At 36.6% G+C, this 13,527-nt stretch carries 13 protein-coding genes and 1 pseudogene; 1 reads left to right on the top strand and 13 read right to left on the bottom strand.

Annotated elements, in window-relative coordinates; genetic code table 11:
* A pseudogene (locus tag FTU19_RS12585) lies at positions 1–100 on the top strand (IS1 family transposase); the annotation flags it as partial.
* 2 nt (positions 101–102) lie between these two features.
* On the opposite strand, the gene FTU19_RS12590 reads toward FTU19_RS12585, so the two are convergent.
* The 13 genes from FTU19_RS12590 to virB5 form a co-directional block, all read right to left on the bottom strand.
* Complete coding sequence (locus tag FTU19_RS12590) at positions 103–1,215, bottom strand: ATP-binding cassette domain-containing protein (RefSeq protein WP_180131459.1); 1,113 nt, start codon at positions 1,213–1,215, stop codon at positions 103–105.
* Between the two features lie 91 nt (positions 1,216–1,306).
* Positions 1,307–2,182, bottom strand: a complete 876-nt coding sequence (locus tag FTU19_RS12595) for an SDR family oxidoreductase (protein ID WP_078081115.1) — start codon at positions 2,180–2,182, stop codon at positions 1,307–1,309.
* Between the two features lie 80 nt (positions 2,183–2,262).
* Positions 2,263–3,027, bottom strand: a complete 765-nt coding sequence (locus FTU19_RS12600; RefSeq protein WP_180131461.1) for a site-specific DNA-methyltransferase — start codon at positions 3,025–3,027, stop codon at positions 2,263–2,265.
* A gap of 123 nt (positions 3,028–3,150) precedes the next feature.
* A complete protein-coding gene (locus FTU19_RS12605; RefSeq protein ID WP_034686370.1) occupies positions 3,151–3,384 on the bottom strand; it encodes a hypothetical protein in 234 nt (77 codons plus the stop codon).
* A 10-nt stretch (positions 3,385–3,394) separates the two neighbouring features.
* On the bottom strand, positions 3,395–3,781 hold the full coding sequence (locus tag FTU19_RS12610; RefSeq protein ID WP_005248689.1) for a hypothetical protein: 387 nt from the start codon (positions 3,779–3,781) through the stop codon (positions 3,395–3,397).
* A 425-nt stretch (positions 3,782–4,206) separates the two neighbouring features.
* Complete coding sequence (locus FTU19_RS12615; protein ID WP_180009804.1) at positions 4,207–5,496, bottom strand: LPD7 domain-containing protein; 1,290 nt, start codon at positions 5,494–5,496, stop codon at positions 4,207–4,209.
* Positions 5,497–5,506: 10 nt separating this feature from the next.
* Positions 5,507–5,788 (bottom strand): hypothetical protein, encoded by a 282-nt coding sequence (locus FTU19_RS12620; RefSeq protein ID WP_005248700.1) that lies wholly within the window; start codon positions 5,786–5,788, stop codon positions 5,507–5,509.
* 10 nt (positions 5,789–5,798) lie between these two features.
* Positions 5,799–8,399: a type IV secretory system conjugative DNA transfer family protein gene (locus tag FTU19_RS12625; RefSeq protein WP_180131464.1), complete on the bottom strand. Its 2,601-nt coding sequence runs from the start codon at positions 8,397–8,399 to the stop codon at positions 5,799–5,801.
* A complete protein-coding gene (gene virB11, locus FTU19_RS12630; protein WP_005253250.1) occupies positions 8,396–9,508 on the bottom strand; it encodes a P-type DNA transfer ATPase VirB11 in 1,113 nt (370 codons plus the stop codon). Before virB11 ends, FTU19_RS12625 begins: the two co-directional genes overlap by 4 nt.
* Complete coding sequence (gene virB10 / locus FTU19_RS12635) at positions 9,489–10,910, bottom strand: type IV secretion system protein VirB10 (RefSeq protein ID WP_111034402.1); 1,422 nt, start codon at positions 10,908–10,910, stop codon at positions 9,489–9,491. Before virB10 ends, virB11 begins: the two co-directional genes overlap by 20 nt.
* Positions 10,910–11,803 (bottom strand): TrbG/VirB9 family P-type conjugative transfer protein, encoded by an 894-nt coding sequence (locus tag FTU19_RS12640; protein ID WP_111034401.1) that lies wholly within the window; start codon positions 11,801–11,803, stop codon positions 10,910–10,912. Before FTU19_RS12640 ends, virB10 begins: the two co-directional genes overlap by 1 nt.
* An 11-nt stretch (positions 11,804–11,814) precedes the next feature.
* Entirely contained in the window at positions 11,815–12,663 is an 849-nt protein-coding gene (locus FTU19_RS12645) for a virB8 family protein (protein ID WP_180131467.1), read from the bottom strand.
* A gap of 162 nt (positions 12,664–12,825) precedes the next feature.
* Positions 12,826–13,527: a P-type DNA transfer protein VirB5 gene (virB5, locus tag FTU19_RS12650; protein ID WP_004644764.1), complete on the bottom strand. Its 702-nt coding sequence runs from the start codon at positions 13,525–13,527 to the stop codon at positions 12,826–12,828.

Raw genomic sequence — 13,527 nt, forward strand, 5'->3', positions numbered from 1 at the left:
GCGCGGTTTTAGAAGGAGTTGTAATTTTTCAAAAAAGATTGAAAACCATTTTAAAGCTTTCGACTTAACCTTTTTTTACATCAATAATGGCTTCATTTAATGTCAGCATACTTTTTGAAACACCACCAAATTTTCAAACTCTTGGTACAGATAACCAATTTTTAATTTCGGTACAGCATAGATCCCTTCATACTTATTTCTGATTAAAGAAAAAAGAGTAGATTTACCACTTCCATTATCCCCCAATACAGCAACTTTTTGTTTGTTTCGGATTTCAAAAGAGGCATGATTAAAAATCAAATGATTATCATATCCAAAAGTTACTTCTTCACCACGAATTAATATTTTATTTTTCGGGGGATTTGTTAGCTCAAAATTAATTCGAATATTTGCCTGTTCTTCGACTTGTTCTTTTACATCTAACTGCTCTATTCGTGATTGCACGGCTTTTGCTTGCTTTGCTATTGCTTTTTGTCGCCCTCCAAAAGACTTGTAAGTAGATATGAAACTTCTAGCTCTAATTTCAGAATTACTCATATTCCTTGGCTTATCTGTTATCGCTTCAGCTTGCCTTTTTTTCTGCAAATAAGCTTCCTCTAGTTGCTTTTTCTTTGCTTGATAATTTTCATATTCTCTTTTCTCAGTGTGAATTTGATGTTCCTTCTGCTGTTTATATGCAGTATAATTCCCGTCAAAACAGTTAATGGTATTGTTGTCAATCTCAATAATTCGATTACACAATTCATCTAATAAATTTGTATCGTGGCTAATAATCATCATTGTGTTATATTTTCCTAAATTTCGCTTTAGCAATTGAATCCCTTTAGTATCTAAATTCGCTGTTGGTTCATCTAGTAAAAGTATTGAACTACTCTTAGAAAAAGTCTCAGCTAAACGTAAACGAGTTTTTTCCCCACCACTGAACCAACCTTCAGATATTGTTGAGCTGGAGCGAAATTCTTTCAATTGCCAAGAATCTACTGATTCGTGGTATTGACCGAATTGTTTATAATAAGAGATATCTCCCTTAACCTCAACATTTCCCTTGTCAGGAGCTATATCATTGTTAATGATCTCCAACAACGTCGTTTTTCCACTTCCGTTTAACCCGACTACACCAATAATATCGTTCTTAAAAACAGTTAATTTATCAAAAGTAAAAAGAAGCTTGCCTCCAAAATATTTTTCTATTCCTCTCATTTTTATCAATTCCATACAATCGCCTCCCTTTCTAGCGATTAAGTTAATAAACATATTAAATCATTAATTAGTTTTTGTAGTTTAGAGAGTTTATTTCTTAGGGTTTCTATTCCTCAATTATTCCGTATCCTTCTGGTGCAGGAATCCCATGTTCCGAAGAACGACTGACTGATTCCCACTCTTTCCATGTAAATATACGTTTTTCTGCATTTTCAACAGCTAAATCATATACAAGGCTTCCCAGAACTAATCGGAGAGGCGGATTCTCACTATTAACCAGTTTCATTATAGCTTCGGCGGCTAACTTAGGATCACTATCCACCGATTCGTTTGAATATTGTTGGGCCAACTTTTCACGTAATGAATCATACTCTTTTTTCTGTGTAGTAAAACTCATTTTTAAGTATAGATTCGTCCAGTAACCTCCAGGTTCTACGATAGATACTTTTATACCAAAATGTGCAGCTTCTTGTGCTAAAGCCTCGCTAAATCCTTCTAAAGCAAATTTACTAGCGCTATAGATTCCCGACATTGGACCACTAATCAGTCCACCAATACTAGATATCTGGATAATATGACCTGATTCTTGTGCCCGCAAGTACGGCATAACAGCTTGACTTACCCATACTGTACCGAAGAAATTAGTTTCCATTTGGCTTCTAACTTCATCTTCACTAAATTCTTCAATCATTCCCATTACCATATTCCCTGCATTGTTAATGACAATATCGAGTCTTCCAAAATGTTTAATGGCAGTTTCCACTGTAGTCGAAACAGCACTTCTATCAGTAACATCAAGACTTAAAGGAAGTAACATTCCTTCAAACTGGCATTTTAACTCATTCAGTTTTTCAATATTTCTAGCAACACCAACAACCTTCTCTCCTGACTCCAATGCTTTTTTTGTGAATTCGTATCCTAGTCCACTGCTTGCACCTGTAATAAACCACACACGTGTATTTTCATTGTTATTAAATGTCATAAATAATCTCCTCATATATTTAATAGTTATAGTTCTAAAATAAAAAAATCCTAAACTTTGAATACTTAGAGTACTCTAGTTTAGGATACTATGTTTAAGTATAAAACACCATCTTCTGTCAAAAGCTCTCTTGCTATTTCTAGTCGATTTTTCATAAACACTAACCAAGATGAAAGCTTAAAGTTAGAGTTGTAGACAAAAGTATCAGCAGGTTTTTTCTCAATAAAGTAATAAGGCGGATCAATAAAAATACATTTTATTGAATTTGAAAAATTTAATTTCAATGAATGTAAAGCGATTAAATTATTACCTTTAATAATTAGATTATCTTGATTTGTAAATTCACCAATATCTTCTTGCACACCATTTTCAATATAGCGTTTTGAATTTGTGAATACTTTTGGAGAAAATAGACGATCAATTTCATCACGGGCAATGATTTCATTGTAATAAATTTCATCCTTACCCTGATCCTCTTTAGTCATTCCACCTTCAAGAACACAATCTTTAAAAGGAAAATCTAAAACAACATCAGAACTATAATCTAAATATTTACCTTCACTGGTCAAACCTACATTATTACGGTACTTAGTAAAACTATCAGCCCAATACTCTTTATATTTCAATAGGCTAATGAGCTTTTCAAACTCAAAAATAAGGACACCATCAACATCGGTACTATAAATAGACTTAATCTTACTGTTATTGATTAAAGCTTTAACTAAATCAGCTTCTTTCTTCTGAATTGCATCAATAACGAGGGATCTTTGGAGGTTTTCACCATTCCAAAATTTTGGAAACTGCTTAAGAATTTTTTTTAGCGTTTGAATTAGAGCTGTATCCATGATTACTACCGATGCTAAAATTTTGTGAATGCAGAATTATATGCGATTCTATTCCCATTCATCTTAGATATTTAACTAACAGATCTTAGACTAGATCATGAGTTGTACGATTTACTCACTTCATTAAGAAGATTCTTTTAAATTTTTCTCATCTTTTATATGTTCGGTAACTCTTATCATCCAATACATCAATACAAAAAATGGAATAAGCAGAATTAAAAGGTAAAGGATACTAAAATTCAGAAAGTATCTGGCAAAAGATAAGATTGTCAGTAAGACCAATAATCCGCAAACCGTATAGACAATTTTATTGCGTTTACTAATTAGCTCGACAATAGAAAGATCCTGATTTTTCATTCTATGATTCCTAGTAGCTTGTGCAATACTGCATTTCCCTATAACCATGTAGCATATTCACCAGAACCATGAGTTGATTAAGGTACGTACTAGGTAGCCCTTCTAGCTCAGGGAATTTTTCCCACATTAGATATTTATCTTTGTAGAGAAAGCAATTTTTCTTAAATTTCTCTTGGCCTGATAACTCAATTTTCATTTGTTCAAGCTGCTTAAAATGCTCAACCACATCGTCTGGAATCGGCATATTGAGAGCTACACTTTTACCATTTAACCAATATTGGATTGGTCGGACGTTAATAGATTCATTAAAGCCTATAGCTTTGAAATAATCGCGTATCGCTTCAGGGTTGTAAAATCCCAATGATTCAACTAGCAGTTTAAAATCTGCATTTGTCATTCTTTACCGTCCTTAATCAGATTAAATTTGATTATATAGTCCACAGGTGGACAATACAAGCAATATCCCAAGTTTAACCTTCTATTGGTTTTAGTAGATTATGGACTGCCAATATTATTGTCTGGTCCATAATCTCTAAAACGTCTAATCCCGATGCTTGGATAAAAGCTGCAAGCTGCAGCGTTTATCCAGGCATCTATATTACCTATCTAATCTAGATCCATAGCACATATATCAGAGCAAAGTGTCTACTTTGCGAACTGACGCAATCAGTTAAATTTTCCCTTCCCTGATTACCGTTGATTTTCAAGTGAGCTTTAAAAAGCTGTGCTTTTTAAATGGCGACCGCAGAAAATAAACTGCTCCCATTTGATCTAGTAGCGGGATATAAAAAACACCCTTAATGGGTGTTTTCGTGGCCTAGATTATCGAGATATATCTTTATTTTTATTTCTCTCTTGAGTTTTAACTTGTGGCTGCTGTACTGGCTGTTGTTTTGGAGCATTGGCATCATAAGCCGTTAATTTTGGCTTATGAAATTTCTGATTTTGAATATCGGCATTATGTTGAATCTGAAGCTTAGTTTTATCATTTTTGGTTAAAGCTTTTTCAGTTGTTTCTTTCAATTTACTCAAGCTTTGAGCTTCCCACTTCCCTTTATTTGCCAGTGTTTGAACTCTTGCGCCTGTTGGCAGTCCAGTTTTAGGATCAATTTCTTTAGTATTCACTTCTACTTTGTTAGACCCTTTATAGGTCAGGACAATATCATCATTCTTAATGATATTTTGTTCTTTCAAAGTACGTTCCAGATCCTTCGCCCAGATTGTATTTTTTTCACCTTTACTATTTTCAATAGTGGCGTAGTAGCTGCTGTTATTTTTAGGATCATGCTTATAAGGTGCTGCACCATGATCTACTAATTTTCCAACGTGCATTTTTTTCTGGTTAAGCTGTTCAACCGCAACGTCTATACTGGCTGTGCGCTGCTTTTCTGTGAAGCCGTCAGCTTTCATTTTTTTATCAAAAACTGTCAGTAAAGCTTTCTCCTGTTCTGACAGGTTATTAATTTTTTCCTTCCGTTCCTGTACTGGATCTACTTTATCCTTCTCATTTAAAGGCTTCTCTTTCTGGCGTTCATTACCCTTTTCAATAGTATTGGGAACTATCTCTTTACCTTGTTCTTTTTTCATGTCATTGAGCAAGGCTAGATCAATATCACGAGGTTCATAACCCTTTACTGTCATGCCCTTCATTGAAGCTTCAAGCCATACATTCCGTTTAAATTCTTCAGAGCCTTTAACCTGTATTGTTTCCCATTTTTTAGCTTTTGCTACCTCCACCATTGAAGCAGCAATATGTTTATCATCAATTGTGGTTTTTAAAGCTTTTCCAGAATCTTCAAAAGCTACTTTTTCAGGATTACCTTTAAAGTGATATTTGTCATCTACCACATAATATTTATTGAGCAATGCTTTAGGTATGCCTTCTTCACTAGATTCTTTACTGTCATCAGCTTTTAGCTTTTTGGTATCAGTTACCTTAGTTTCTTCAGGATCTTGATTAATACCTTTTGTACTTTTTGAAATATCTATATTTTCAGCTTTCTCAATCGAATTGACTTCAGCTTGATTTGTTTCTAACGTCTGGCCAAGTTTGGTATAGCCTGTTTGTTCTTTATTAAAACTAGGTTTATCGACCTTGTTTGCTTCAGTCATGATCAAGTCCTTATTGATTAGAAATATTTTGGCGACGTGCTGCTTCGTCAATAATCATTTTAGTTTGAATATATTTGTCTGTTAGAAGTGCAATTTGTCTTTCAGTTTCAGTGCTTAAATCTTTATTTTGCTGATATACAGCTATGCTTTGCATATAGTTTTTTACAGTGTCAGGCTGATTAACCGCTTTTGATGAAAAGCCATTAGGACTGGTCACGGCTTTATTTGAAGTACAGCCCACAACTGAAAAAGATAGGGCAAGGCTGATTAATGTAAGAGAGATTTTTTTCATGATAGTTTCCTTATTTAGAATTAACTTGGTCTGAAAACGCCTGATAAACGTCATCAATATCTGAATTTTCTATAGATCCGTTTTGACCTTCATCTGCTGCAACTAGATTTTCCACTTGTTCTGGTTCATCGACTGCAACCAGATTTTCCATTTCTGCAATCATAGCCAAAGGATCTGATTCATCTGCTGCAACTAGATTTTCCGCTTGTTCTGGTTCATCGACTGCAACCAGATTTTCCATTTCTGCAATCATGGCCAGAGGATCTGATTCATCGGCTGCAACTAGATTTTCCGCTTGTTCTGGTTCATCGACTGCAACCAGATTTTCCATTTCTGCAATCATGGCCAGAGGATCTGATTCATCGGCTGCAACTAGATTTTCCACTTGTTCTGGTTCATCGACTGCAACCAGATTTTCCATTTCTGCAATCATGGCCAGAGGATCTGATTCATCGGCTGCAACTAGATTTTCCACTTGTTCTGGTTCATCGACTGCAATCAGATTTTCCATTTCGTCATGACTAAATTCAGTGTCATCAACTGCAATAAGGTTTTCCGTTTGCTCTGGTTCATCTACTGCAACTAGGTTTTCTATTGGATTTTCAGCACTAGCTTCCACCTGGCTAAAGAAGTCATCGACAATATTTTGCGCTTCAGTATCTTCTTCCCATTCAACAGCCCCAAAGAATTGATCGACCACTTGTAGACATTCTTCAGGTTGTGGATTTTCTGGATCTTCAAAAACTGTTTTATCTAACTTAAATTCAGGGATAACTAAGCTAGAAATATCTATCTGTTCAGCCTGTTCTACTGTAGTAATTTCAGTTATACGTTTTTCAATTTTTGCCTTATGCAGCTTTACGTCTAAATCAGGAATAGGAATTGAAAGTTCCAGATCCTCAAAGGCAATTTTTTCTAATTGCTTGTGAGTTGGAAAACCTTTAATTGCTTTCATGCTAGGAGAAACGGACTTTAGGCGATCCACAAAAGCACTGTCATTAAAATACTTAGCCTTTTCACACATGATAGGTTTTGTATTTTCCATAAAGATAATTTCTTTATCTTGCGACAATTCTTTTAACTCTTGAGGGAGCATTAAAGCTCGTCTTTGATCTGATTCATTTTCTGAATTAGAGCCACCTTGCCCCCATGCCATAGAACGGCTTTGGCCTTTAGATTTTGCTTTGAAAGTGAAATAGCCAAGCATTTCACTATATTCATTAGCATCTCGTTGTTCTCTAGGCGGGTAAACGATCTGCAAAGCATGGTTAGTTACAAGCCCCCTAGTTTGAGTTTTATAAACGTCCTCTAACTGGCCAATAGACTGAATAATTGTTAATAAACGAATGTTATAACCCGCAATAAATGAGTTAGCGTCTGCAATTTTCGCTACTTTACCGACAGCCGTTGCTTCATCATTCACGACTAGGCACTGGTATTTCAAAGATGAATCTTGTTGTGGCAGTGTTTTTAGATTCACATCAATTAAGAGTGAATAAAATAAATTAATTAAGTTCTTAGCATCCCCTAAGCGGTTAGGTTGAACACCAAAATAAATAGACATTCTTTGTCTGCGTACATCTTCAAGTTTAAAGTCACTTGATGAAGTTGCAGCATCCACAATCGGGTTCGCAAAAATCGTTAAAGGTGAGGTAAAAGTAGAAATGATGTTACCGAGCGTATTGTCTGGTGAACTTAAAAAACGGTTTAAAGCATCTAGGCAAGTATCACTAAGCGGTTTATCACTTTGCGCTCTTTCATCAATAATAGATCTAATATGATCCTGAATTGGCTTACCTTTACCTGAACTCTGTCTTAAAACCTCGCCCATAGTTACAGGCAGATCTTCAGTTTCAAATAGATATAGGGCTAGGCCAAGAAATAAGTTATTAGCATTGTCATTCCAGAAATCGGTTTTAGCATCACCAGTCACAGGGTAGAAGCTTCGACCAATAGCAAGAATTTCACCTACTCTAAAATTTTCGTCATGACTAACGGTATCAAATGGATTCCATTTATGAGATTTTAGATCTTCAGAAAATGGGCTGAATAGATAAACTTTCTGGCCATTCTTAGCACGAAATTTAGAAGTTAGTAGGAAGTTTTCAAGCTTTAAATCCAGTACAACTACACTATCCGAATAGTTTAGAAGGTTAGGGATAACAATCGCTACACCTTTACCGCTTCGTGTCGGAGCAGCCAGAAGTACGAATTGCTGACCGCCAAGCATTAAATATTTATTATGATATTTCCCTACTAAAATTCCCTTATTTCCCATCAATCCAGATTTCTGAATTTCTTTGGTTGTGGCAAATCTGGCATCACCGTGTAACGACTGTTTTTTATTAAACAGACTAGCAATGACTAAAGCAGGGAGAACAAAAGTGATAAATAGTGAAGCGATCAAGGCACCTTGCAGCTTTTTCTTTTGTGCAGGTACATTGTGTGCATATAAATCCCAATAATACCCCCACGTTGTCAGATTCACTTCAGGAAATGGATTGGTCTTATTAGCTAAATAATAAAGAACACCGGCCAGATATTTAGCAATAAAGAAACCAACGACCGCTAAAAAAATTGCAAGGAGTAGGATCAGGATTTTTTTATTCACGCCCTATCCCCTACAATAATTTCAGCATCACCAAATTGAGCCTTAACTTTAGAAACAGGATCAAATTTGATTTCAGAAATAAAGCGTTCTTTACCTATTAAATTACTTTCATCATCGTATTTTTTCTTCACTTCAACATGAACAATAATATCAATTGTTAAAGCAACTAATTCCTTTAGTGTAGTGGCATCGTAGATATTTGCTTGTTCATGTTCTTTGCACATAAAGACGTAGCGATCATAAGCCAGTGAACAGCTTTCAGCGTGATAACTTGTAATAGATCCACTGTGACCAGTTGTAAGCAGTTTCAGAAAGTCAAAAGCTTCTCCACCACGTAATTCAGCAAGTAATACACGGTCTGGCTTCATACGCATATTACTAGCGATCAGATCAGATGGAGTTACCTTAGCTTTACCTTGACCACCTTTAGAATAAAGTAGGTGAACCTTGTTTTCATGTGGAACAAAAAGTTCACGTACATCTTCAATAGTGACAAGACGTTCATCTTTAGGAATGTACTGACAAATTGCCTTCATGAAAGTGGTTTTACCAGAACCAGTATCACCAACAACTGCAATATTTTTCTTACATTGAACAGCGAATTTAAAAAATCCCTCAAGATCTTTGTTTTCTAAAAACTGGACTAGCTTAATATCTTCAGTACGTAATACAGGTTTAAACTGCTCAAACTCTTTAGATTTCCCATATCTGAAGTGGTCAAAAAAGCCTTGATCTTTATATTCCTGAAATGATCGGTTTGACTCGTCAGGAATACGGATTGTCATTGATACCGTTCCATTTTCAATGGCTGGCGGTAGAACGATCTGAATACGCTCTCCATCAGGTAATTGAGCAGATAATATAGGGTTTTCTTGGCCAATCCGTTGATTGGTATAGGTAGCAATAACATTAGCTAAAGCTGTTATTTGCGCCATTTCCAGATTTATAGAATGCTTTTCCCATCCTTTATTAGATTCCGTCCAAACTTCGTTAGGTGCGTTAATTGCAATTTCAGTCACCCCTTTAGTTTTTAAGAATTTTTCTAATGGAAGTAATAGCTGTCTAACCATTACATCCTTGCTTAAAACATTATTTTGCGCGGAGTTCATACACACCTCTGAAATCAATATCTTTGGCCACGTAAATTGAAGCTACATCACCCTGATTTTTATAAATTGTTGGCTTGATATTGATTGTTTCATTCAACACTGTTTCAGCCATTGATTTACCCATGTCTGAAGTGTTTTGAAGCATATAAGGAGTGCTATTGTTCCCGCCTGTTTCTTTAGAAATACCGTAAGCAATAGCGTCTTGAACTAAAGAAAGCATAAACGCTGCACCGATACGTGCGCCCCAACGGTTATCTACTCGACCACTTAAACCACCTGTTCCTAAATGGTCTGCTGCGGGAGAATCAATATCGACAATAACACCATGTGGAGTTTTTAAGCGTGACCAGATGATACCTAAACGTCTTTGCCCTTGTGCTGCAATACTTTTGTATTCTCCAATGACTTCAGATCCCGCTTCAGCAAGGACTACACGACCATTATCAGAATAAACAGGTTGTGGAAGGACACATGAAGCCATACCGCCAATTTCTGAAACGACTTTAACTGACAGGTTGCAACGGATTACACGACCTTTAGCAATTAAGTAATTTCGATCCCCAATAAACCTAGCCTGGACTTTATTAGAGGAATGATTAGCCATGTTAGTTGTAGCTTGTTGTGGCTGATGCTGCATAGGTTCATCATCATCATGGGCTAAAGACATCAAACCAGATCCAGAGAAATTACCAGAACGGCTATTACTATTCTGATCCTGTTCAAACTGTTTCATCATGCCTGTTACTTGGTTATAAGCTGCTTGATGATTCATGCTTGACGGTTGGCCAACCGCCCCGCCTTGTTGTGAAGGATTGACAAAAATCCCGCCACCGTAACGGCTTCCATTGTTTAAAGGTACATATTGAGCTTGTTGTTGTGGCTGTGGCTGAATTACTACAGGCTGTTGATTTGCTGCTTGTTGTTCAACTACTGGCGCAGCTTCAGGCTGTCTTAAAATCTGCTGACCATTTTGGCATTGAAAAACCAACATGCCGTTATAAGTTAAAGCATTACCGTTATTGTCTGTTAGCTGTCTAGGAATACTTTGATCCTGACAGGCATCTAGGCTTTGAAATTGAGCATTTTGACCTGCATCCATTGGCACAGGATCAGTATTAGTAAAATCCCTTCTTTTAGCTGAAGCATCTAGGCTTGGATCTATCTGATTTTCTTTTAATTGGGCTGCTTCTTCAGCATCACTACTATCTGAAAAGAAGTTATAGGCAAAGACCGCTATAACAGTAAAAAGTACCGCCATAACTGCAATAAACGCTATTTTTTTACCTTTTCCATCTTCCTGATCCCCACGTTCATTGACAGAAACAATGCCATTTTCTGATTCGTTAAATTCTTCATCAGGAGCTTGTTGATCATCTAATGGTTTTTGATCATTAATATTCATTAGTTCATATCCCCAGTAATGACACGTTTAACACCCTCTACAGTAGTGCCATCTTGAGGAGCAACACCGACAGGATCATAAGATTCATTGAAAATGCTCACTACGCCTTTTCCTTGACGTAAAACAAATTTTTTAGCTAGAGCTTCAACAATCAAAAGTTTTGGATCTTCTTTACTGATATGGAAATTAACTTTTTCTTCCCCTTCCGTACCTTCAATAAATACGACTGGAATATCAGTATTTCCTTTAAATCGCATATAGGTAAAACGACCGTCATCAAATAGCATTTCTGGAACAAAGTGCTTCCCTTTGCTGTTTGCAGCTTGACGATAATTCCAGTTTTTAGGGATAGGCGCAGCATTAGCTAAACGATGCTGTAAAACCAAAAATTCAGTAAGTTGGCTTTCTTCTTTTAATTGTGCTGCATAAGCGTTATAGCGTTGAGCTTCTTCCTGTTTACGTTTTTCTTCTTCTTCTTGTGGATATTTAAAGACAACACGATACATCGGTTTTTCTTTGGCATTATTTAGAACTTGAAAATCAAAACTATAATCACGCTTATTAGTGCGTAACTCTAAGTTATTCCGAGTAGCCTTATCCTTTGGCTTCACCCATACTAAATTTGATCCAGTATCCGCAAAAATACACCAATTGGTGTCATCCTTTTCACAGTCTGAAGGGTATCCAGTAGCAGCACCACGCTCTAAAATTCTTTCACCTTCACCTAATACAATGCGGGTTACAGTGCCTTTTTTGACAGTAATTCGATAAACATCATTAGGAACATAATTGATTGTTCTAATACGTGAATCGGTAGGCATAGCTTTAGGCGTAATTGCTGCATAAGAGATCCCATGCACCGCCAAACCCAAAGCAAGAATTAATTTTTTCATGTAATGATCCTTTACATTCCTTGTTGAGCTTGTGGCTGAACAGCAGCCCCGCCTTGTTGAGCTTGTGGCTGAACAGCAGCCCTGCCTTGTTGAATCGGAACATAGACTTGCTGACTAGGTTCAACAACCAAGCCTGACGGTACAGGTCTGTTAGGAGATAGTTCAGGATCGACACGATAGCCCACGACCTTAAAGCCGAATGGGTTTTTAATTAGATCTTTTTCTACCAGTTTATTTAGATTGTTCGGAGCATATTCATATCGAATACTTGCAATATAATATTGTGGCTGTTCATCACGATTAGCTTCGACTGAATGCAAAGTCTTAGTGAAGCGGACACTAGCAGTAAAACCTGTTTCATCCTGATTAGTCTGGACAGAAATCACATCAACTTTTAATTCATATTTTTTGCCGTATTTTTTATCTCTTGCACTATCACCTTCATAGAGTGAAGCAAAGTCATTACCGACCTGATTACTACTCATAGTCATGACTAAATCATAATCTGGCTGTAATAACGGATAGAAATAACTCTCACGGGCGGTTACATAACGAGTAATGTTATTTTTATCAATTAATTCTTGTTTGCCTTTTACTTGCTGATCATCAACAACGCCCACGTATTCAACATTTCCTTGAGCTTTATCTACTGTGAAAACAACAGGTACAGTCTGGCGCATTGGAGCTAATGTCACTAATCCAATGGCTTCTAAGACGGCCACGCCCACCGCTACTTTTGCAATAGTCCAAGCTTTACGTTCTGACTTAGCCCGCATCGCAATAAGATCTGCTTCCCAATCCATAGCTTTTTCATAGCTTTTAGCTTCTTCAGCAGCAGATACTTTTTTAAGTTTGTTCATGATAGACCCGATAGACCCTATTAGAGTTATTTCTCTAAGTATGCCAAAAAATATAAAAATCGTAAACCAAAATAATATATTTTGGTTTTATAAATTCAATGTTTTCTGAAAAATTGCAAAAAAAATACCCATTTCAAAAGAAATGGGATTTTTTTTAAAAGTTTAGTTACCAGAGTAGCCGTCAAGAATGTTGCCTTTTTGGGCAGCACGTTTTAATCGGCCTTCAATTTCAAGCTGTTGTGCTGCATCTTTTTGAGCTTGCGCCTGCGCCTGCATCAAAGCAATTCGGTTTGCATCATTAGCAACTTGTGACTGTTCCGCTTGAATCCTAGCCTGTAACTCAGCGATAGCTTTAGCATCAGTAGTGTTATTGATCTGTTTACGCAAATTATCAATCTGTTCAGTACGCAGATCCGCAACGCCTAACGCTTGCTGATTTAAAGCCTGTGTTTGTGCATTGTTATTTAATGCAGCTTGACAGGCTTTATAGTTCTGGCCAGTTCTTGAAGCACAGTCATAAACCATTGTGGCATCACGAATGTTTCTAGCTGCTGAAGTCATACCATTGACACCGCCTTGTTGGATGCCTTTATAAATGTCAGCAACATCACTTGGAATCACGTCTTTAAGATATGGATTATTGACAGCATCACCGAAACCACGAATACCAGTAATGGAATCGTATTGCTGTTTTGCCTGTTGGATCTGGTTCACCATCTGATTGTATTGCTCACCCCAAGCCACCATATTTTGAACAGCTTGAACAAGGTTAGCACCGTCAATGACAGGAATACCTGTAGCATTGGCTTGACCACTAATAAACAAAGATGAACCTAAACCCAAAGCTAACAATTGTTTTTTCAT

Source organism: Acinetobacter sp. YH12072 (assembly GCF_013419565.1).
GTDB lineage: Bacteria > Pseudomonadota > Gammaproteobacteria > Pseudomonadales > Moraxellaceae > Acinetobacter.